The organism is Streptomyces sp. G5(2025), from assembly GCF_049542075.1.
Lineage (GTDB): Bacteria > Actinomycetota > Actinomycetes > Streptomycetales > Streptomycetaceae > Streptomyces.
The window spans coordinates 3,490,584-3,510,326 of the sequence record NZ_JBMUZT010000006.1 but is presented as its reverse complement, the minus strand read 5'-3'; the positions used below and the strand labels follow the sequence as shown (position 1 = coordinate 3,510,326).

Sequence of the window (19,743 nt, the reverse complement as noted above, 5' to 3'; positions counted from 1 at the left end):
AGCACGGTCCGTTTGCGTTTCCACCCCTGTCCGGGAGGACCACTTCACATGGCCAAGATCATCGCGTTCGACGAGGAGGCACGGCGCGGCCTCGAGCGCGGCATGAACCAGCTCGCCGACGCCGTCAAGGTGACCCTGGGCCCCAAGGGTCGCAACGTCGTCCTCGAGAAGAAGTGGGGCGCCCCCACGATCACCAACGATGGTGTTTCCATCGCCAAGGAGATCGAGCTCGAGGACCCGTACGAGAAGATCGGCGCCGAGCTGGTCAAGGAGGTCGCGAAGAAGACGGACGACGTCGCCGGTGACGGCACGACGACCGCGACCGTCCTGGCCCAGGCCCTGGTGCGCGAGGGTCTGCGCAACGTGGCCGCCGGTGCCAACCCGATGGCTCTGAAGCGCGGCATCGAGAAGGCCGTCGAGGCCGTCTCCGGTGCGCTCCTTGAGCAGGCGAAGGATGTCGAGACCAAGGAGCAGATCGCTTCGACGGCCTCCATCTCCGCCGCCGACACCCAGATCGGCGAGCTCATCGCCGAGGCCATGGACAAGGTCGGCAAGGAAGGCGTCATCACCGTCGAGGAGTCCCAGACCTTCGGTCTGGAGCTGGAGCTCACCGAGGGTATGCGCTTCGACAAGGGCTACATCTCGGCGTACTTCGCCACCGACATGGAGCGTATGGAGGCGTCGCTCGACGACCCGTACATCCTGATCGTCAACTCCAAGATCTCCAACGTGAAGGACCTCCTTCCGCTGCTGGAGAAGGTCATGCAGTCGGGCAAGCCGCTGCTGATCATCGCGGAGGACGTCGAGGGCGAGGCCCTGTCGACCCTGGTCGTCAACAAGATCCGTGGCACCTTCAAGTCCGTCGCCGTCAAGGCCCCGGGCTTCGGTGACCGCCGCAAGGCCATGCTCGGCGACATCGCCATCCTCACCGGTGGCACCGTCATCTCCGAGGAGGTCGGCCTCAAGCTGGAGAACGCCGGTCTCGACCTGCTCGGCCGCGCCCGCAAGGTCGTCATCACCAAGGACGAGACGACCATCGTCGACGGCGCCGGTGACAGCGACCAGGTCCAGGGCCGCGTCAACCAGATCCGCGCCGAGATCGAGAACTCGGACAGCGACTACGACCGCGAGAAGCTGCAGGAGCGCCTGGCGAAGCTCGCCGGCGGTGTTGCGGTCATCAAGGCCGGTGCCGCGACCGAGGTCGAGCTCAAGGAGCGCAAGCACCGCATCGAGGACGCCGTTCGCAACGCGAAGGCGGCCGTCGAGGAGGGCATCGTCGCCGGTGGCGGCGTGGCCCTGCTCCAGGCCACCCAGGTCTTCGAAAAGCTGGAGCTGGAGGGCGACGAGGCCACCGGTGCCGCCGCTGTGAAGCTGGCCCTTGAGGCCCCGCTGAAGCAGATCGCCGTCAACGCCGGCCTTGAGGGCGGCGTCGTCGTCGAGAAGGTGCGGAACCTTACGGTCGGCCACGGCCTGAACGCCGCGACGGGTGAGTACGTCGACATGATCGCCGAGGGCATCCTCGACCCGGCGAAGGTCACGCGCTCCGCCCTGCAGAACGCCGCGTCGATCGCCGCGCTGTTCCTCACCACCGAGGCCGTCATCGCCGACAAGCCGGAGAAGGCGGGCGCTGCCCCGGCCGGCGGCGGCATGCCGGGCGGTGACATGGACTTCTGATCGACCTCTGGTTGATCACTGTCCTGACGTTCGCGTCCCGAGGGCGGCACTCCTTCTCAGGAAGGGGTGCCGCCCTCGGGCGTTGTCGGCGCGGACACTTCAGCGTTCGTAGTGATAGCGGCAGGCCGCGACGCGGACCTCGTCCTCGACGACCTTGTAGACGAGCCGGTGCTCGTCGGTGATGCGGCGGGACCAGTAGCCCCGGAAGCCGGGCTTCAGGGGCTCCGGTTTGCCGGTGCCCTCGTCGGGACCGTTGCGGGCGATGTCCTGGAGGAGAGTGTTGATGCGCTTCAGTACCTTGCGGTCCTGCTCCTGCCACCGGACGTAGTCGGATCAGGCCTTCTCTTGCCAGACGAGCTTCAATCGAGCAGCTCCCTGACCGTGCCGCCGCCGTTCTCCAAGTCCTCGATGGCGGCCAGAATGCGCCGCGCGTTCTCCGGGCTGCGCAGGAGGTACGCCGTCTCCTTCAGGGACTCGTACTCCGAGAGCGCGACGATCACCACCGGTTCGTGCCCCGCACGGGTCACTACCACCTCTTCGCGGTCGTCCACCACCGCGTTGAGCGTCTCGGCGTACTTGGCGCGGGATTCGGTGGCGGTCATCGTGCGCATGGTGACTCCTTCATGACGTACGGGATCCTGTACGTACAGGAATGTGTACGTTAGGCGTTTCCCCCGGGGGAGCGTGGCCGTGGGGTCAGGCGGTGTAGTCCTTCAGCTTCTCGGTTTCGAGGGTGATGGCGACGGGGGAGGGGAGGCGGACCGTGGAGCCGTAGTGGTACGGGCGGCGGTTCTGGTAGACGCCGTTCCGGGGGGCGCTGTGGACGACCACGGTGTCGTTTTCGCGGTCGATGAGGAGGTAGACGGGGATACCGGCATAGGCGTAGGCGCGCGGCTTCTCCTGGCGGTCGCGGCGTTCGGTGTCGCGGTCGCCGGACGTGACCTCGGCCGTCATCAGGACGCCTTCGGGGGACGCCCACTCGTCCTGCCCGGCGAAGTAGCCGACGGGTGCCAGGGCCCCGTCGGGCTTGATGCAACCCTTTCGGTAAGTGTCGATGCGCAAGCCCTGTTCGGGGTACAGGGCGAGTTCGGGTCGCTGCATCATGCATTGGCGCAGCAGCCACATGATGATCTCGCCGTGGTCACCGTCCGGCACGGGCTTGACCTCTAGCTTTCCGTTGATCAGTTCGAGCGTGACCGTTTCGGGGGCCACGCGGGCGAGTTCCTCGAAGTCCTCGACGTAGATCGGACCGTGCTTGACGGACACCCTGCCGCCGAGGAATTCGAGCGACACGGTCTCGGGAGCGCGGCGGGCCAGCTCCTCGAACTCTTCGACGGACATCTGCGGGCGTTCATCGGTGCCAGGGGTCATGGTGGTGCCTCCTCCCTTCCATCGTGCCCCGGACCTATGTCGTCGGACCGTTGGAGAGGTCATGTGTGTGTTCTTTGCTGTGGAACGTTGGCGGCGGCACGGGCCGCCGTCGCGTGGGCGCGGACGGCCTCGGGTGTCAGGGGCGCTGTGCCGCCCGGTGCCGGTTCGCCTCGGCAGGGGCCGCAGAGGCCGCCCGGCAGGGCCTCGGGGCGGCCGGGGGCTCCGCAGTGGGCGCATTCCAGGATGCGGAGGGTGGCGCGGGGCGGCGGGGGTTCCGGGGGCAGCTTGGAGGTCAGGCGGCTGCGGACCAGGGCCGCCGGGCTGTGGATGGGGGTGGGGAGGCCGGCGGTGAGGGCGCGCAGGATGTCCGGCTCGGTGGCGCCGCGCGCGAACCACTGCGTGACCTGCGGTTCGAGGCGTACGCAGTCGATGTACGAGAGGGACAGCGCGGGCGCGGTCCTGCCCAGCGCCGCCAGCAGGATGAAGGCACGGCTGCGGGTGGGCCGTTGCCGGGGCCGGTCCGGCTCGGCCTCCTCCGGTACGCCGCCCCGCGTGAACGCCGTCCACCAGTCGTCGTCCCTCGCGGTACGGGAGAACCACGTTCGGGTGATCCAGCGGGCGCTGCCGGTGCCGCGCACGTGTTCCCTGCCGCGCCGCAGGTGGCCCGCCGCCTGGATTCTGTTCAACGCCGTGCGCAGGGCGCACTGTCCGTACGGCAGCTCTTTGGCCAGGGTCTTCACGGAGATGTCGGCGCCGTCGGGGAGCCGGTCGACGTAGGCGGCGATGGCCGCCTCGCGGGGCGGGAGGTGCGCGAAGTCGTGGTTGGTTCGGGGCGGTTGACCGGGCGTCGAACGCTTTCCGTAACCCGGACTGGCCATCGGGTGCGGGGTCGTGGGCGGGGTCACGTGCGCGGCGCAGGGGGCAGTACTAAGCTGGGCGTCAGCCATGGGTCGAAGGCTCGATTCGATCTCGTGGTCAAACCCCCGCAGGTGTTGGCGCACCTGGCGGGGGTTGTTCGTTATGTGGGCACGCTAGAGCGTCGTCACGGTGCGTGGCAAGCCGAACGCGGAAAGTCCGCGATCATGTCAACTCCAGGGGAGGGAGGGCGGGTTGAGACCCGCCTCCCGTTCCGTAGAAGCAGCGCTCGGGGCTTGTGGCTTGAGCTTCGGGGTCAGTTTTTCTTGAGGTGCGCGACGAACGCGGACCAGGGAGCTGTGCGGAACACGAGCTTCGGGCCTTGGGGGTTCTTGGAGTCGCGGACGGGGATGACGGTGGGGTTGCCGTCGGCTACTTCGAGGCAGTCGCCGCCGTCCCCGCCGCTGTGTGTGGACTTGCGCCAGCGGGCGATCTCCAGGCATTCGCCGCCGTCACCCGCGCTGTAGCTGGACTTGTGCCAGGTCGCGCCGCTCAGGTCCATGGTCAGGCGTCCTTGAGGTGTGTGACGAACGTGGACCAGCTCGCTGTGCGGAACACGAGCTTGGGGCCTTGGGGGTTCTTGGAGTCGCGGACGGGGATGACGGCCGGGTTTCCGTCGGCGACTTCGAGGCAGTCACTGCCGCTGCCGCCGCTGTGGGTGGACTTGCGCCAGCGGGCGATCTCCAGGCAGTTCCCGCCGTCGCCCGCGCTGTAGCTGGACTTGTGCCAAGTTGCCGTAGTCAGGTCGTGCTCAGGGATGTTCCTCATGGGCGTAATCCTCTGCCACTGAACGGATCAGGGCCAGGGATTCTTGTGGTGACAGTGCGCTGGCCCCTACCAAATCGTAGGTCAGTTCGTGCTGGGCGACGATGGCCGGATCGTCTTCCAGTCGTCCCATGCCGAGGCCGTCCACAAAGGCGAGTGGGGGCGCATCGGCGAACTTCATCAGCTTGAGCGTGCCGCCCATGGACATGTGCGCGCCCGCCGTGAACGGCAGTACCTGCACGATGATCCTGCACCTCTGTGCCAATGCCGCAACGTGCAGCAAGGCCTCGGCCATCACGGCCGCGCCACCGACCCTTCGACGTAGTACAGCTTCGTCAAACACCGTCCACAACAACGGGGTTGTTGGGTCGTCCAGGAGAAGTGTTCGTTCCAGCCGGGCGGTCACCAGCTCGTCGATCACGTCCTCTGTCGCTGTCGGCTGATACGCGCGGAAAACGGCCCGCGCGTAGCCCGGGGTCTGCAACAGCCCAGGGATCAGCAGCGGTGCGTACTCCCTGATCGCCGTCGCTTCCGCCTCCGCCTCCGCCGCCTCCGCGAAGTGATCGGGGTACTTCGACTTCGCGAGCGCCCCGCAGTTGCGGGTGAAGAAGTCCTCCGTGCCGAGGGTCTCGTCGAAGTGGCGCGCGTACTCCAGGTGCATCCGGCGCGTACCGGACTCCAGTTGGCCGATGAACGTGCCGCTCACGAACAGCGGTGACCCCAGGGCTTCCTGGCTGAGGCCGGCCCGTTCCCGCGCGTGGCGCAACTCCGCGCCCAGGAACGCTCGCGGGTTGGATGAGGGGTCGAGGTCCTTGGGGCGGGTCATGGGCAACTCCTCCACCGCGCAGTGGCTTTTGTTGGGTCGGCTGCGCTTTTCAGCCTACGCAGGACCGGCCACGCTAGGTGACGTAACGACGACACTCGGTAGAAAGGCGGAGCCCATGGCGCTGACGGCGGAGGAACGGTTGCGGGCGGCGGAGGAAGCCGTACGGCAGTTGAAGGCGGGGCTGGAAAGGGCCGGGGTCACGCTGCCGTCGCTGCGGGTGGACCCGCTGAGCGTGGCGAACGAAGCTCTGCCCCTGGTCGAGCTGGGGCGCTGCAATCTCGACACGGCGCTGCGGCTGGCCTGCGTACTGGAGGGGCCGCGCGGTGAGTGAGGACCCGGGCGTGCCGGAGGCGGGGACGTACGCCATCGACTTCCGGGACGGCAGTGTCGGGCAGGTCATGGGCTGCGAGGGCGGCCTCGTACAGCTGCGGCCGCTGGGCGGCGGCCGGGAATGGGCCTGCCCGCCGGGGGCTGTGGGGGCGGCCCCGGCGGGCGAGGTGCTGCGCGAGAAGGTGCGGCAGGTCAACCGGGAAGGGCGGCTGCCGTGAGCGGCGGCGCCCCTCGGTGTGCGGGGTCAGGGGAGCGGGGTGAGGGTCACGCGGCTGATCTGCGGACCGCAGTGCGGCAGGGTCTGGGGGTCGGCCTGTGAGTCGAACCGGATGGAGGTGTCCCCCTCCTCCGCCGTGAAGACATGGCTCTGGGCCTGCCATTCGGGGCGGTGCCCCGTGCCCGTGGGACGGTGGGTGACCGGGCGGGCCTGGTTGACGCCGACCTCGTACTCCTGGTCGGTGGCGTTCTTGTCCAGGCAGCTTTCCTTCTCGGGGTCGTGGGCGCCGGGGCTCTGGGGCGCACCGGGCCAGGTGTCCGGCGCGTCGTACCACGTGAGTTCGTAGGTCTGGCCGGGTTCGAGGGCCACGCTCTGGTGGATGGAGCCGTTGCGTGAGCCGTTGAGGTTCGCCGCCTGCGCGCCGTCCAGGTGGGCCAGCTCGGCGCTGTAGAGGTCGATGTCCCCGCGGTCGACGGACCAGCCGGGCAGGCCGCCGGCGCTGGTGATGCGCTGGTACTGGCCGGCGGGGACGGCCGGGCTGGCGAAGTCGCCGTTCCTCAGCAGGGGTTCGGCCGCCGCGGCCGGGTTCGCGAGCAAGGCCGCCACGGCGAGCAGGGCCGCGGTGAGGGTGCGTTTCATGGAGATGCCTCGTTCCGGGTGGGGGTGGGGCGCGCTTCGGTGAGTGGCGCGCCCCACCGGTACGGGTTCGGGTCAGCTGCTGCTCGTGCCGGAGGACAGCTCGCGCAGGGACACCTTGGTGATCAGCGCGCCGCAGTGTGCCGGGTCCACGTTGTCGTCGGACTGGGAGATGAACGCGATCTTCGTGTCTCCCTCGGCCTCGAAGTCGATGGTCTTGGGGTCGGGCGCCAGCCACTTGCCCGTGGGGGTGTAGTACTTGGTGCGCGTGCCCGTCACGGCGACTTCGTAGCTCTGGTTGCGGGCGGGCTTGCGGTCGCAGCCTTCCCATGTCTCGGTGCGCTCCATCCAGGTGAGCTGGTAGCGCCTGCCCTGTTCGGTGTCCGGGATGCTCTGCTCGACGGTGACCTTCCTGTTGCCGGTGATGTTCGCGGCCTGGAGGTTGTCGGGGTGGCCGGCTTCCTGTTTGGAGAAGATGTGCAGGTCCCCTTCGGTGCTGACGCGCCAGGGACTGATCTGCGAGTCGTTGTTCGAGTTGACCGGCTTGTACCGCTGCTCCCGGGTGACGGCGGGCTGGTCGAAGCTGCCGTTCTTGACCAGGTTCTTGCCGATGGGCCGTTCCACCGCAGGCGCTGCTTCGGGGTCGGCCTGGGCCTGGGTCAGTGGCAGGGCGGTGAGCATCGCCACTGCGAAGACGGTGATGGTGCGTGCGGGAATCCTCATGGGAGGCCCTTTCGTGGGAAGGATGCGGTCCAGTCACTCGCGGTGTGCGAGAGTGACTGGTTGTCACCGTGGTTCTTCCGCTGGGCCATTCGGGTACACACGGACCTCACCCGTTCGAGCGAGAGTGCCGGAAGCATTTGCCGCGTGCGGCCGGTGATGAGTCCTGCGACGGCGTACGGCCCGTCGCGTGCGAGTGGAGCGAACAATTTCCCGTGCGCGAGCGCGAATTGGTGCGCCCCCGTCCTCGGAGTGAGTCAGCGGGTACGGGAGTGTTCCAGCGCCGCGCGCAGGTGGCCGCCCGACGTGATGAGGAGGTCCGTCGCCGTGCGGGCGTCAACTCCGGTAAGGACGACGAGGATCGCGTTCTTCACTTCGCCGTCCGTCGCGGCGAGGGCGGCCTCGATCTCGTCGTCGGCGGCGCCCGTGGCGAGGGCGACGATGCGGCGGGAGCGGGCGCGCAGCTTCTCGTTCGACGCGCGGACGTCCACCATGAGGTTCCCGTACGTCTTGCCGAGACGGATCATGGTGATCGTCGAGATCATGTTGAGGACGAGCTTCTGGGCCGTGCCCGCCTTCAACCGGGTGGAGCCGGTGAGGAGTTCGGGGCCGACGACGATCTCGATGCCGTGCTCGGCGGCTGCCGCGAGCGCGCTGTCCGCGTTGCAGGACAGGCCGATGGTGAGGGCACCGTAGCGCGTACGGGCGTGCTCGACCGCGCCGATCGCGTACGGGGTGCGGCCCGACGCCGAGACGCCGACGACCACGTCGGCCGCCGTGAGGCGCAGGCCGTCCAGGTCCTTCGCGGCGAGTTCCTTGCTGTCCTCGGCGCCCTCGACCGCCTCGACCATCGCGCTCGGGCCACCGGCGATGAGGCCGACGACCTCGCCCGGGTCGGTGTTGAAGGTGGGCGGGCACTCGGAGGCGTCGAGCACGCCGAGGCGGCCCGCCGTGCCCGCGCCCGCGTAGATCAGGCGGCCGCCGCCCGCCATGCGTTCGGCGGTGGCGTCGATCGCGGCGGCGATGGCGGGCAGTCGCTCCGCCACGGCCGCGGGGACGGTCGCGTCCTCGCCGTTCATGATCCGCGCGATCTCCAGGGTGTCCAGCCGGTCGATCTCGGACAGCTCGGGCCGGAACGCCTCGGTGGTGAGGGTGGCCAGCTGGGCGCGGAGCTCTCCGTAGTCTTCGTAGTCTTCGGTGGAGGTCATGGTGGTGGCGGCTCTTTCGTATCCGGTGGGGGGTTGGCAGAGCGAAACGGTTCAGCGGTTGGTGCCGCCGCGCGGGCTGTGGCGGTGCGCGAGGGCTTCGTAGGACGCGGCGAGCGCGGGCGCGGCCGTCTCGTACGTCCGCTGCGCGACACCGACGAACAGGCAGTCCACGACGAGGAGTTGGCTCGTACGGGACGACATGGCGGCGGGCCTCAGCTCGCTCTCGCGCGCCGTCGAGGTGGTCAGTATGTGGTCGGCGTACTGCGAGACGGCCCCGTCGGGGCGGCCGGTGATCGCGACCGTGGTCGCGCCGTGCTCGAAGGCGACCCGCAGCGGCTCGATGACGTCACCCGTGGAACCGGAGTGGGTGATCGCGATGGCGACGTCCTTCGCGCGCAGCGTCACGGCGTTGGTGACGGCGAGATGCGGGTCGGAGTGGGCGTGCGCGATGTGGCCGATGCGCAGGAGTTTCTGGGCCAGGTCCTGGGCGACGAGGCCCGAGGCGGCGACGCCGTAGATCTCCACGCGGGGCGCGGTCGCGAGCGCGGCCACGGCGGCGCCGAGCTGCACCATGTCGAGCGCGGCGGCGGTGTCGGCGAGGGTCTGCTGCTCGTCGTAGGCGAGCTTGGCGACGACGTCTGCCAGGGGGTCGTCCACGGCGATGTCCGCGGTGACGGCGGGCGCCCGGCCCGACTGCTGCTGGGCGGCGAGGCCCGCGAGCGCGAGGCGCAGGTCGCGGTAGCCGGGGTAGCCGAGGAGGCGGGCGGTGCGGACCACCGTGGCCTCGCTGGTGCCGGTGAGCTCGGCGAGGCCGGTGACCGTGAGGGCGGCGCATCCCGCGGGGTCGCCGGCGACGGCCTCGGCGACGCGCTGCATGGAGCGGGTCATCGACGGGGCGAGGGTCCGGACCTTGGCCGCGAGGGCGGCGGGGGCCGGGGGAGCGGTGCCCGCGAAAATTTCCTTCACTTCATTGGTCACACCTGAAAGGTATTTTCACGGGCGGGGGCGGTCAAGGCTGCGTGAGCTCCGCGTCGGGTGACAATGGCTCCATGGACACGATCGACCCCCTGGAGCAGGCGCTGCACGCCGCTCGCGCACTCGTTCTCGCCGACCTCGTCGCCCGCGAGGTCGCCGAGGCCGAGGTCGTCTCGCTCGTCGAGAAGTCGGTGGCGCACCGCCGCTGGTGGGTCGAGCAGTGGCCCGAGGGCATCTCGTACGTCGCCGGGCTCGTCGCCCAGGACGTACAGGACGCCCTGCTTGAGCGCTACGGACGCTGGCCGCTGTGCCCCGTGTGCGGCTCGGGCGACCCGCACGCCCTCGACGTCGAACCGGAGCTGGGGCCCGACCCGCACTGGGTGTGCGGCAAGGCGGGCGTCGTCGTGGCCGCCGTCGGCCAACTGACATGACCCTCTACATCGACCCGCCGACCTGGCCCGGCCACGGCCGCATGTGGTCCCACCTGGTCAGCGACGACAGTTACGAGGAACTGCACGCCTTCGCCGCCGCCATCGGCGCGCCGCGGCGCGCCTTCGAACGCGACCACTACGACATCCCCTCGGACCGGTACGAGGACGCGGTGCGTGCGGGGGCCGTCGAGGTCGGGTCGAAGGAGCTGGTGCGCAGGCTGACGGGGGCGGGGCTGCGCAGGCCCAAGGGGCGGCCGGCGTGATGGTCCATGGGGCGCCTGGCGTAATGGTCTATGGGGCGCCCGGCGGGATGGTCTATGGGGCGCCCGGCGTGATGGTCTGTGGGGCGGCTGACGTGGTCTGGGCCTCGGTCGTGGGCGAAGCCGTCACCACGCGGCTCGGGGCCCTGCGGTGCAGGCGCAGCGACACCGCCACCGCCGCGATCGCCGTCGCCGTCATGGCCGCGCCCGCCCACGCCGTGGACGCGTAGCCGAAGTCGAGGTCGATGACCGTGCCGCCGAGCCAGGGGCCGCCGGTGTTGCCGAGGTTGAACGCCGCCGTCGTCGTCGCGCCCGCCAGGGTCGGGGCCGCCCCCGCGACGTTGAACATGCGGGCGTTCAGGGCCGGGGCCGTGTAGAACGCGCTGACCCCGAGGAGGAACGACAGGGTGATCGCCGCCGCCGGGGTCGCCGCGAACAGCGCCAGCGCGACGAGGAAGACCGTGGACGCCGCGATGCCGCTGAGCAGCACCCCGAAGAGGTGCGCGTCCGCGACCCGGCCGCCGATCGTCGTGCCGACCAGGGCGCCCGCACCGAAGAGGCCGAGGACCGACGGGACCCAGCCCTCGGAAAGGCCCGCCACGTCCGTCAGGAGCGGGGAGAGGTAGGAGAAGGCGCAGAAGACGCCGCCCGCGGCGAGCGCGGTGATCGTGACCGAGAGCCAGACCTGGCGGTCGGCGTAGATCGCGACCTCCTTCTTGAGCCGCGGCTTCTCGGCGGGCAGCGGGATGCGCGGGATCAGCGTGAGGACGCCGACGAGCGCGACCGCTGAGGCCGCGCCGACCGCCCAGAAAGCGGAGCGCCAGCCGAAGTGCTCGCCGAGGAAGGCGCCGGCCGGGACGCCGAGGACGTTCGCGATGGACAGGCCACCGATCATCACCGCCATGGCGCGGGCGCGCTGCCCGAAGTCGACCATCGCGATCGCCACGGCCGCGCCGACCGCCCAGAACCCGGCGCAGGCCAGGGCGCTGACCACGCGGGACGCGAAGAGGATCTCGTACGAAGGCGCGAGGGCGCCGGCGACCTGGCCGAGGCCGAAGACCGTGATGAGCGCGATGAGGGTGGTGCGCCGCGGCAGGCGCAGCGTCGCCACGGCGAGCAGCGGGGCGCCGATGACCATGCCGATCGCGAAGGCGGAGATGAGCAGGCCCGCGCGGGGGATCGAGACGTGCATGTCGTCGGCGATGGGCGGCAGCAGCCCGGAGAGCATGAACTCGCTCGTGCCGAGGGCGAAGACGGCGAGGCCGAGCATGTAGACGGCGACGGGCATGCGGGTGGGCATGCGGGTGGGCGCCGCCGTGCCCGTGGCCGCGGGCGTGGGTATTCGGGGAGGCGTGGGGGAGGGACCGGCGTCCGGCTGTGCTGTCTGGTCAGGAGTCGGCATGATCATCTGCAACGCCGCGGGGGGCGTCGGCATTCCTGGGTTCCCGGGTCGTCTCAGGCGTCCAGCAGCGCCAGTTCCGTCGTGAGGTTCTCGCGGGCCGCCGTCTCCCATTCGGCCGCGCCGTGCGGTGTCCTGAACAGGCGGGGCAGTGCGAGGAGGTGCCGCAGGACGTCCGCGCGGCCCGCGCGGAACGCCTCGTCCGGCACGAAGGCGTACTCCTCGCGGACGGCGGCGGCGTAGGCGGCGTACGCGTCCGGGGCCGCCGCGAGGATCGCGAGATCGGCGTCGCACAGCACCTCGCCGTTGCGGTCGCCCTCGGCGGGGTCGTGGGTGACGGTGAGGCGGACGAGGCGGGCCACCTCCGCCGTCCGGTCCGCCGCGAGGCCCGCCTCGGGAAGGGCGCGTTCGGCCAGCCGGGCCGAGCGCTCCTCGTTCTCGGAGCGGTCGGGCGCGTACACCGCGTCGTGGAACCAGGCCGCGAGCCGCACCAGCTCGGGGTCGTCGGCGTGGCCCTCAAGGACGTCGATGTGGTCGAGCACCGCCGTCAGGTGGTCGACGGTGTGGTAGCGCCGCTGGGGCTCGGCCCAGCGGGCGAGAAGGCTGTCGGCGAACCGGTAGGGGTCATAGACGCACTCGTCGGTGTCCCGTGCGCGCAGCAGCGTCCGCAGCCAGCGGGCTCGGAGGTCCTTGGCGTGGTGGTGGTCGGCCATGTGGGGAGCGTATCCCTTGCCTACCCCCCAGGGGTATGCTGGCTTCCTCTGCGACCGGTATCCCCCTGGGGTATCCAGCCGGTTGGGCTCTCTGGAGAGAATCGCCGGGCTCCTCGTCCTCGCGCTCGGACTGCTGTGGCTCGCGCAGGTCGGCCCGACCGGTTCGTTCGTCATCGACGTGCTGCCCGCCTCGCTGGTCGCCGCGCTCGGCATGTCCCTCGCCTGCATACCGGCGATGATGGCCGCCGTGTCCGGCGCCCCGCAGGAGCAGGCCGGACTCGCCTCCGGCATCGTCAACACCACGTACCAGGTGGGCTCCGCGCTCGGCCTGGCGGCGCTCACGGCGCCGGCGACCTCGCAGGCGCGGGCGAGCTGGGGAACCTTCCCGCGCTGACGGACGGGTTCAGCGCGGCGTTCACCGGCGCGGCGGTCCTCGCGGCGCTGGGCGGTGTGATCACGCTGCTGGTGATGCGGGGGGGAGTCGGCGCGGGTGAAGGGGGCGGCGGCGGAGTCGGTGGACGCGTAGCGCGGTGGGCGTCGACCGTCGGCTTCGCCGGACTCGTCCTCATGCGCCGGACGGGCTTGAGACGGCTTCGGACGGGGCTGGTACGTCTTCGGGCGGGGCTGGTACGGCTTCGGGCGCAGCCTGTACGTCTTCGGGCGGGCCGGATGATTCCAGCCCGCCCGTTGCCATGCGCGGCCAGGAGCGATTGGCTTCCGTCATGACGACGAGCACACCCGAAGAGACATACGAGCCCGAGCGCGCCGGACGCCTTCTGCGTACCGAACGCGACGCCCTGATCCCGCTGTTGAGGTCCGCGCCCGACGGCGCGTTCGCGCTGCGCACCTGCTGCCCCGGCTGGACCGTGCGGCATGTGATCGCGCACTGCGGCTCCGCGCTGATGCGGGTCGTGGAGAACCGCTTCGAGGAAGGCGTCTTCAGCGCGGAGAGCAACGAACGGGACATCGCCGAGCGCGCCGACTGGCCGAACTCCCGCCTCGTGGACGAGCTGGAGCGCGGCATGACCGAGGCCGGCCCCGTCATGGCCGCGGCCAAGGGAATCCTGGACGGCATCGCACTCGGCGAGTGGGTGCACGCGGGGGACATCCGCGAGGCATGGGGCGAGCCGGGGGCGTACGGCGGGGACGGCCTGGCGGACGCGCTGGCGCTGATGGAGCTGCACAGCCGGGGCTCGCACAGCGCGGCGGCGCCGGGGCTCGCGGTGCACGCGGACGTGGACGGGCGCGACGAGCCGCTGGTCCTCGGCGCCACGGACGGGCGCCGGCCTCCGGCCCGCTACATCGGGGACGCGCCGACCCTCGTCCGGTTGTGCGCGGGACGGCCGCTGACGGGGACGCGGTACGAGCTCGCGGGCGCCGTCGAAAAGGAGTTGGCGCTCTTCGACTGACCTGGATCATGGGCACATGAACTCTGATCCCGGCTCCGGCGCACCGCTCGTCCCCGCCGATCCGAACGTGCTGCACCCCATGCCCGGCCAGGAGCGCGTGGTGCTCCTCAAACCGCTCGTGACCTCGCCGCTGATCGAGGTCGGCGACTTCACGTACTACGACGACCCCGACGACCCGACCGCCTTCGAGACCCGCAACGTCCTCTACCACTACGGTCCCGAGCGGCTGGTCATCGGCAAGTTCTGCGCGCTCGGCGAGGGCGTGCGGTTCATCATGAACGGCGCGAACCACCGGATGGACGGGCCCTCCACCTTCCCGTTCCCGATCATGGGCGGGTCCTGGAGCGACCACTCCGACCTGATCAGCGGGTTGCCGGGGCGCGGTGACACGGTCGTCGGCCACGACGTGTGGTTCGGCTACCGCTCCACCGTCATGCCGGGCGTCACGATCGGGCACGGCGCGGTCATCGCGTCGGGCTCGGTGGTCGTCGACGACGTGCCGGACTACGGCATCGTCGGCGGCAACCCGGCCAGGCTGATCCGCCGCCGCTTCAGCGACGAGGACGTCGCACGCCTCCTCGAACTGGCCTGGTGGGACTGGCCGGCCGAGCACCTGACCCGGCATGTCCGGGCCGTCATGTCGGGCAGCGTGGCGGAGCTGGCCGCCGTGGCGCCGGACGGCAACGCGCCTGCCCCGAAGGCCGATTGACCTACGGGGCAGGTGTGAGGCGGGGCGGGTGGAGGGCGGCGGTCAGTGCTGGTGGCCGCCGTCCTTCTCCGCCTGGTCGCCGTTGTCCTTCTCCGCGTGGCCGTCACCGCCGCCCGCGTGCACCGTGAACGCCGCCGTGCGGACCTTCCCCTCGTGCTTGAAGTCCAGGAAGAGGCGGTAGGCCCCCGCGCTCGGCGCCGTCGCCGTGAAGGAGATGCCGGGGCCCGCCTTCGTCCTGCCGTCGCCGGGCTCGCCGTTCGGGTGGACGTGGAGGTAGGCGAGGTCACCCGACCGCAGGGCCACCAGGTGGCCGTAGGCGCCCAGGTAGGGCTGGAGGTCGGTCACCGGGATGCCGTCCTTCGACACGTTCAGGGTGAGGGCGCCGCCCCTGCCCGTCTTCAGCCCGCCCTTCAGCGTCACGTCGTACCCGTCCACCCTCGCGGTGGTGCTGTGCGCGGGCAGCTTCTTCGGCGCGGCCTCACCCGCCACCGCGAGGTCGGCGCCGAGTGTCAGGCCCTCCTTCGCGCCCTCGGGGCGGAAGTCGGCGAAGACGCGGTAGCCGCCCGCTTCGGGCAGCTCGACCTCGGTGGACCAGGTGCCGTCGGCCGCGCGGACGGGGTGCAGGTGGCGGTAGACCGTCAGGTCGCGTGAGGCGACGATGAGGTGCAGCTCCTTGTCGTGCTCCTTCTGGTACGCGGTGACCTCGCGCCCCGTGGAGTCCTTGACGACGGCGAAGCGCAGCTCTTCCTTGCGGTCCGCCTCGACCCGCGGTGTCCGGAAATCCAGGGTGTAGCCGCGCTCGGAGATCTGTAGGCCTCCGGCGGCGGCACCGCCATGGCCTTGGTGCCCCGCGCCCGCGTCCGCGTCCGCCCCTGTGCCGTGCTTCTCGCCGTCGTGTGCGCCGTGCCGGGCCGCCGGCGCCCTGTCCGTGACGGGGTCGACGGCCTGGCCCACTCCGTACGCCGTACCGAAAGTCGCGGCGACGGTGGCGGCGAATGCGGTGATCTTCAGTCCGGTGTTCATGACGGCTCCCTGAGTGATCCCCGTCCGGCTCTTCCGGTCGGTCGGACTCGACGCGTCTGCCTCGATGCCTATGAAGGTACCCCCTGGGGGTATGAAGTCAAGTGCTGATTTCCTCCGGTCCACCCTTGCGGTTGATACCCCCCAGGGGTATAAAGGGACTCGTCGATCGGTACCCGCCCCGGGTACCGCCCGGAAGAAACCGCAGGAGGCACCCATGGCCGCGCTCACCACCACGTACAAGGTCGACGGCGTTCACAGCGCGCACTGCCAGGGAGTCGTCACCGACGTCGTCGGCGGCCTCGACTTCGTCACCGCCGTGCAGGTGCGCATCCCGGAGGGCCTGGTCACCGTCACCACCGCCGCCGAGCCGGACGACGCGCGCATCGCCGAGACCGTCGAGGACGCCGGTTACGACTACGTCGGCCGCGTCTGACGCACCCGGCCCGTCAGTCCGTCCCCCGCCAGTCCGCCCACGTCACGAGGAGCCCGCAGCCATGTCCACCACCACTCCAGGCGCCCCCGAGGCCGCTTCCACCGCAGAAGTGGAACTCGCCATCGGTGGCATGACCTGCGCCTCGTGCGCCGCCCGGATCGAGAAGAAGCTCAACCGCATGGACGGCGTCGAGGCGACCGTCAACTACGCCACCGAGAAGGCCAAGGTCAGCTACCGCGGCGAGGACATCTCCGTACAGGACCTGATCGCGACCGTCGAGGCCACCGGGTACACGGCCCAGAAGCCCGCGCCCGTACGTGACCAGGCCGCCTCGTCGTCGGACGGCGACGGCGGCGGTGACGGCGGCAGCGAGGAGCGGCGGGCGGACGACGCGCTGCGGCCGCTGCGCGAGCGGCTGATCACGGCGGTGCTGCTCTCCGTCCCCGTGATCGCGATGGCGATGGTCCCCGCCCTCCAGTTCGAGTACTGGCAGTGGCTCTCCCTCACCCTCGCCGCACCCGTCGTCACCTACGCGGCCTGGCCCTTCCACAAGGCGGCCTTCACCAACGCCCGGCACGGCGCGGCCACCATGGACACGCTGATCTCGGTCGGCACCACGGCCGCGTTCCTCTGGTCGCTCTGGGCGCTGTTCTTCGGCACCGCGGGCACGCCCGGCATGACCCACCCCTTCGAGCTGACCATCGCCAGGAGCGACGGCGCCGGGAACATCTACCTGGAGGCCGCGGCCGGCGTCACCGCCTTCATCCTCGCCGGGCGCTACTTCGAGGCCCGTTCCAAGCGGAAGGCCGGCGCCGCCCTCAAGGCGCTGCTCCAGCTCGGCGCCAAGGACGTCACCGTGCTGCGCGACGGCGGCGGCGAAGAGACCATCCCGGTGAGCGAGCTGAAGACCGGCGACCGGTTCCTCGTCCGGCCCGGCGAGAAGATCGCCACGGACGGCAAGGTCGTCGAGGGCGCCTCGGCCGTGGACGCGTCCATGCTCACCGGCGAGTCCGTGCCGGTGGAGGTCGGCCAGGGCGACGCGGTCACCGGCGCCACCCTGAACGTCGGCGGACGCCTCGTCGTCGAGGCCACCCGCGTCGGCGCCGACACCCAGCTCGCCCGCATGGCCAAGCTGGTGGAGGACGCGCAGAACGGCAAGGCCGCCGCCCAGCGCCTCGCCGACAAGATCTCCGCGGTGTTCGTGCCGGTCGTCATCGGCCTGGCGCTCGCCACGCTCGGCTTCTGGCTCGGCAACGGCGCCGGTCTCACCGCCGCCTTCACCGCGGCCGTGGCCGTCCTGATCATCGCCTGCCCGTGCGCCCTGGGCCTCGCCACCCCGACCGCCCTCATGGTCGGCACCGGGCGCGGCGCCCAGCTCGGCATCCTGATCAAGGGCCCGGAGGTCCTGGAGTCCACCCGCAAGGTCGACACCATCGTCCTGGACAAGACCGGCACGGTCACGACCGGCAAGATGACGCTGCTCGCCACGCACACGGCCTCCGGCACCTCGGTCTCCGAGGTCCTGCGGCTCGCGGGCGCCCTGGAGCACTCCTCCGAGCACCCCATCGCCCAGGCCGTCGCGGCCGGGGCCGCCGAGCAGGTGGGCCCGCTGCCCGCCCCCGAGGACTTCGCGAACGTGGCGGGGCTCGGTGTGCAGGGCATCGTGGAGGGCCACGCGGTCCTGGTGGGGCGTGAGCAGCTGCTGGGGCAATGGGAGATCCGTCTGCCCGTCGAGCTGGAGCGGGCCAAGGCCCAGGCGGAGGCGGCCGGTCGTACGGCCATCGCGGTGGCCTGGGACGGCGAGGCACGGGCGGTCCTTGAGGTCGCCGACGCGGTGAAGGACACCAGCGCCGAGGCGATCCGGCGGCTGCGGGCGCTCGGCCTGACGCCGATCCTGCTGACCGGCGACAACAAGGCGGTCGCGGCGTCGGTGGCCGCGGAGGTCGGCATCTCCGCGGAGCACGTGATCGCCGAGGTCATGCCGCAGGACAAGGTGGACGTGGTCAAGCGGCTCCAGGCCGAGGGCCGCTCGGTGGCCATGGTCGGCGACGGCGTGAACGACGCGGCGGCGCTCGCCCAGGCCGACCTGGGCCTCGCGATGGGCACGGGCACGGACGCGGCGATCGAGGCGGGCGACCTGACGCTCGTACGAGGTGACCTGCGGTCGGCGGCGGACGCGATCCGGCTCTCGCGGCGCACCCTCGGCACGATCAAGTCGAACCTGTTCTGGGCATTCGCCTACAACGTCGGCGCGCTGCCGCTGGCCGCGTCGGGGCTGTTGAACCCGATGATCGCGGGGGCGGCCATGGCCTTCTCCTCGGTGTTCGTGGTCGGCAACAGCCTGCGGCTGAGGGGGTTCAAGCCGCTGTCGTGACGGGCGGCCCGTCGGCTCTGACGCACCCCGGTGTGAGCGGCTTCGCTCGCGCCGGGGTGTTCTGCGCGTAGGCTGGGCTCAATTGGACTAGACCTGTGGACGCCTGTGTGGACCTGTGTCCTGTGTGAGCCGGGTTCTCGACGAGAAGGAAGAGATATCCATGAGCAAGCGTGCAGTCCTGGAGGTGATCGCCCTCGACGTCGAGGACGCCGTCGCCGCCCAGGCCGGAGGTGCGGACCGCCTCGAACTCGTGACCGACATGGCCGCGGACGGTCTCACGCCGTCGCGTGAGACCTTCGCCGCGATCCGGTCCCGCGTCGACATCTCGCTGCGCGTCATGCTGCGGCTCGCCGACGGATTCGCCGCCGGGGACGTCGACGCGCTCGTACGCCATGCCCGTGAGCTCAGGGCGGAGGGTGCCGACGAGTTCGTCCTCGGTTTCCTGGACGAGGCGGGCGGGCCCGACCTCGCCGCCGTCGAGACGCTGGTGGCGGCGCTCGACGGCTGCCGCTGGACCTTCCACCGGGCGATCGACCGGGCCGCCGACCGCGACGCCCTGCGCAAGCAGCTCGCGGAGCTGCCGGGCCTCGACACGTACCTCACGGCGGGGGCCGCGGGGGGCGTCGACGAGGGGCTGCCGACGCTGGTCGCCGAGGCGGCGCGGCGGGGCGAACCGGGGTACGAGCCGAGGCTCCTGGTGGGGGGTGGGCTGCGGCTGGAGCACCTGCCGCAACTGAAGGCGGCGGGGCTCGACGCGTTCCACATCGGGGGTGCGGCGAGGCCGGAGGGGTGGGCGGCGCCGGTCTCTGCGAGGGCTGTGGCGAAGTGGCGGGCGGCGGTTGACGCGTAGCGGTTACTCGTTCGCCGGGTGCGACCGCGACGTGGTTGCTCGCGCGGTTCCCCGCGCCCCCCTGCCGGGGGCTTCGGTGGGGGGTCTTGGGCCCCGTCAGGGGCGGGGGGAACTGCGCGACCAGCCACGTCGCGGTCGCAGACGAGATGCGGCCGTTCTGCGGGTGCGGGTGGGTGGGGGTTGCTCGCGCGGTTCCCCGCGCCCCCCTGCCGGGGGCTTCGGTGGGGGGTCTTGGGCCCCGTCAGGGGCGGGGGGAACTGCGCGACCAGCCACGTCGCGGTCGCAGACGAGATGCGGCCGTTCTGCGGGTGCGGGTGGGTGGGGGTTGCTCGCGCGGTTCCCTGCGCCCCCCTGCCGGGGGCTTCGGCGGGGGCTCGGGCCCCGTCAGGGGCGCGGGGAACTGCGCGACCAGCCACGTCGCGGTCGCAGATGAAGTGCGGCCGTTCTTTGGGTGCGGGTCGGTGGGGGCGGGCCGCGCAGTTCCCCGCGCCCCTTACGGGGGCTT

The 19,743-nt window shown here is 71.1% G+C and carries 23 protein-coding genes and 2 pseudogenes; 11 read left to right on the top strand and 14 right to left on the bottom strand.

Features of this window, described 5'->3' with window-relative positions:
- Positions 1 to 48 precede the first annotated feature (48 nt).
- Entirely contained in the window at positions 49 to 1,674 is a 1,626-nt protein-coding gene (gene groL / locus ACOBQB_RS26670) for a chaperonin GroEL (protein ID WP_223775341.1), read from the top strand.
- 99 nt (positions 1,675 to 1,773) lie between these two features.
- Here groL and ACOBQB_RS26665 read toward each other — a convergent pair.
- The 7 genes and pseudogenes from ACOBQB_RS26665 to ACOBQB_RS26635 all read right to left on the bottom strand — a co-directional run bounded on the left by ACOBQB_RS26665 (position 1,774) and on the right by ACOBQB_RS26635 (position 5,551).
- Positions 1,774 to 2,037 (bottom strand): annotated as a pseudogene (locus tag ACOBQB_RS26665) (Txe/YoeB family addiction module toxin).
- Positions 2,034 to 2,285, bottom strand: coding sequence for a type II toxin-antitoxin system Phd/YefM family antitoxin (locus ACOBQB_RS26660; RefSeq protein ID WP_423594988.1), 252 nt, complete (start codon positions 2,283 to 2,285; stop codon positions 2,034 to 2,036). Before ACOBQB_RS26660 ends, ACOBQB_RS26665 begins: the two are co-directional and overlap by 4 nt.
- 85 nt (positions 2,286 to 2,370) lie before the next feature.
- Entirely contained in the window at positions 2,371 to 3,045 is a 675-nt protein-coding gene (locus ACOBQB_RS26655) for a Uma2 family endonuclease (protein WP_423594986.1), read from the bottom strand.
- Positions 3,046 to 3,104: 59 nt separating this feature from the next.
- Positions 3,105 to 3,992, bottom strand: a complete 888-nt coding sequence (locus tag ACOBQB_RS26650) for a hypothetical protein (RefSeq protein ID WP_423594984.1) — start codon at positions 3,990 to 3,992, stop codon at positions 3,105 to 3,107.
- A 224-nt stretch (positions 3,993 to 4,216) separates the two neighbouring features.
- Positions 4,217 to 4,462 carry a DUF397 domain-containing protein gene (locus ACOBQB_RS26645; protein ID WP_423594982.1) on the bottom strand — a complete coding sequence of 82 codons (246 nt, stop codon included), beginning with the start codon at positions 4,460 to 4,462 and terminating at the stop codon, positions 4,217 to 4,219.
- Positions 4,463 to 4,464: 2 nt separating this feature from the next.
- A complete protein-coding gene (locus ACOBQB_RS26640; protein ID WP_423594980.1) occupies positions 4,465 to 4,728 on the bottom strand; it encodes a DUF397 domain-containing protein in 264 nt (87 codons plus the stop codon).
- Entirely contained in the window at positions 4,712 to 5,551 is an 840-nt protein-coding gene (locus tag ACOBQB_RS26635) for a helix-turn-helix domain-containing protein (protein ID WP_423594978.1), read from the bottom strand. Before ACOBQB_RS26635 ends, ACOBQB_RS26640 begins: the two co-directional genes overlap by 17 nt.
- Positions 5,552 to 5,666: 115 nt before the next feature.
- Between ACOBQB_RS26635 and ACOBQB_RS26630 the strand changes: the two genes are divergently transcribed.
- Positions 5,667 to 5,882 (top strand): hypothetical protein, encoded by a 216-nt coding sequence (locus ACOBQB_RS26630; RefSeq protein WP_423594976.1) that lies wholly within the window; start codon positions 5,667 to 5,669, stop codon positions 5,880 to 5,882.
- On the top strand, positions 5,875 to 6,099 hold the full coding sequence (locus ACOBQB_RS26625) for a hypothetical protein (RefSeq protein ID WP_423594974.1): 225 nt from the start codon (positions 5,875 to 5,877) through the stop codon (positions 6,097 to 6,099). Before ACOBQB_RS26630 ends, ACOBQB_RS26625 begins: the two co-directional genes overlap by 8 nt.
- Positions 6,100 to 6,125: 26 nt before the next feature.
- On the opposite strand, the gene ACOBQB_RS26620 is transcribed toward ACOBQB_RS26625, so the two are convergent.
- From ACOBQB_RS26620 to ACOBQB_RS26605, 4 genes are all read right to left on the bottom strand, one after another.
- Positions 6,126 to 6,737, bottom strand: coding sequence for a DUF642 domain-containing protein (locus ACOBQB_RS26620; protein WP_423594972.1), 612 nt, complete (start codon positions 6,735 to 6,737; stop codon positions 6,126 to 6,128).
- A gap of 72 nt (positions 6,738 to 6,809) precedes the next feature.
- Positions 6,810 to 7,457 (bottom strand): DUF642 domain-containing protein, encoded by a 648-nt coding sequence (locus ACOBQB_RS26615; protein WP_423594970.1) that lies wholly within the window; start codon positions 7,455 to 7,457, stop codon positions 6,810 to 6,812.
- A 254-nt stretch (positions 7,458 to 7,711) separates the two neighbouring features.
- Positions 7,712 to 8,662 (bottom strand): N-acetylmuramic acid 6-phosphate etherase, encoded by a 951-nt coding sequence (gene murQ, locus ACOBQB_RS26610; RefSeq protein WP_423594968.1) that lies wholly within the window; start codon positions 8,660 to 8,662, stop codon positions 7,712 to 7,714.
- 51 nt (positions 8,663 to 8,713) lie between these two features.
- Entirely contained in the window at positions 8,714 to 9,640 is a 927-nt protein-coding gene (locus ACOBQB_RS26605) for a MurR/RpiR family transcriptional regulator (protein WP_423594966.1), read from the bottom strand.
- A gap of 71 nt (positions 9,641 to 9,711) precedes the next feature.
- Here ACOBQB_RS26605 and ACOBQB_RS26600 point away from each other — a divergent pair, with 71 nt between their 5' ends.
- On the top strand, positions 9,712 to 10,068 hold the full coding sequence (locus ACOBQB_RS26600; protein WP_423594964.1) for a hypothetical protein: 357 nt from the start codon (positions 9,712 to 9,714) through the stop codon (positions 10,066 to 10,068).
- Positions 10,065 to 10,331 carry a DUF4031 domain-containing protein gene (locus ACOBQB_RS26595; protein ID WP_423594962.1) on the top strand — a complete coding sequence of 89 codons (267 nt, stop codon included), beginning with the start codon at positions 10,065 to 10,067 and terminating at the stop codon, positions 10,329 to 10,331. The genes ACOBQB_RS26600 and ACOBQB_RS26595 overlap by 4 nt, the downstream gene beginning before the upstream one ends.
- A gap of 52 nt (positions 10,332 to 10,383) precedes the next feature.
- Here the strand turns inward: ACOBQB_RS26595 and ACOBQB_RS26590 are convergent, their stop codons facing one another.
- Both ACOBQB_RS26590 and ACOBQB_RS26585 read right to left on the bottom strand, forming a co-directional pair.
- Complete coding sequence (locus ACOBQB_RS26590; RefSeq protein WP_423598778.1) at positions 10,384 to 11,616, bottom strand: Cmx/CmrA family chloramphenicol efflux MFS transporter; 1,233 nt, start codon at positions 11,614 to 11,616, stop codon at positions 10,384 to 10,386.
- A 167-nt stretch (positions 11,617 to 11,783) separates the two neighbouring features.
- Entirely contained in the window at positions 11,784 to 12,440 is a 657-nt protein-coding gene (locus ACOBQB_RS26585) for a hypothetical protein (protein WP_423594960.1), read from the bottom strand.
- 100 nt (positions 12,441 to 12,540) lie between these two features.
- Here ACOBQB_RS26585 and ACOBQB_RS26580 point away from each other — a divergent pair.
- The 3 genes and pseudogenes from ACOBQB_RS26580 to ACOBQB_RS26570 all read left to right on the top strand — a co-directional run.
- Positions 12,541 to 12,917 (top strand): annotated as a pseudogene (locus ACOBQB_RS26580) (MFS transporter); the annotation flags it as partial.
- 245 nt (positions 12,918 to 13,162) lie between these two features.
- Positions 13,163 to 13,849: a maleylpyruvate isomerase family mycothiol-dependent enzyme gene (locus tag ACOBQB_RS26575; protein WP_423594958.1), complete on the top strand. Its 687-nt coding sequence runs from the start codon at positions 13,163 to 13,165 to the stop codon at positions 13,847 to 13,849.
- Between the two features lie 16 nt (positions 13,850 to 13,865).
- Positions 13,866 to 14,558 (top strand): CatB-related O-acetyltransferase, encoded by a 693-nt coding sequence (locus ACOBQB_RS26570; RefSeq protein WP_423594956.1) that lies wholly within the window; start codon positions 13,866 to 13,868, stop codon positions 14,556 to 14,558.
- Between the two features lie 42 nt (positions 14,559 to 14,600).
- Here the strand turns inward: ACOBQB_RS26570 and ACOBQB_RS26565 are convergent, their stop codons facing one another.
- A complete protein-coding gene (locus ACOBQB_RS26565) occupies positions 14,601 to 15,581 on the bottom strand; it encodes a hypothetical protein (RefSeq protein ID WP_423594954.1) in 981 nt (326 codons plus the stop codon).
- Between the two features lie 214 nt (positions 15,582 to 15,795).
- Between ACOBQB_RS26565 and ACOBQB_RS26560 the strand changes: the two genes are divergently transcribed.
- The 3 genes from ACOBQB_RS26560 to ACOBQB_RS26550 all read left to right on the top strand — a co-directional run bounded on the left by ACOBQB_RS26560 (position 15,796) and on the right by ACOBQB_RS26550 (position 19,238).
- Entirely contained in the window at positions 15,796 to 16,014 is a 219-nt protein-coding gene (locus ACOBQB_RS26560; RefSeq protein WP_423594952.1) for a heavy-metal-associated domain-containing protein, read from the top strand.
- Between the two features lie 61 nt (positions 16,015 to 16,075).
- On the top strand, positions 16,076 to 18,388 hold the full coding sequence (locus ACOBQB_RS26555) for a heavy metal translocating P-type ATPase (RefSeq protein WP_423594950.1): 2,313 nt from the start codon (positions 16,076 to 16,078) through the stop codon (positions 18,386 to 18,388).
- A gap of 160 nt (positions 18,389 to 18,548) precedes the next feature.
- Entirely contained in the window at positions 18,549 to 19,238 is a 690-nt protein-coding gene (locus ACOBQB_RS26550) for a copper homeostasis protein CutC (protein WP_423594948.1), read from the top strand.
- Positions 19,239 to 19,743 lie beyond the last annotated feature (505 nt).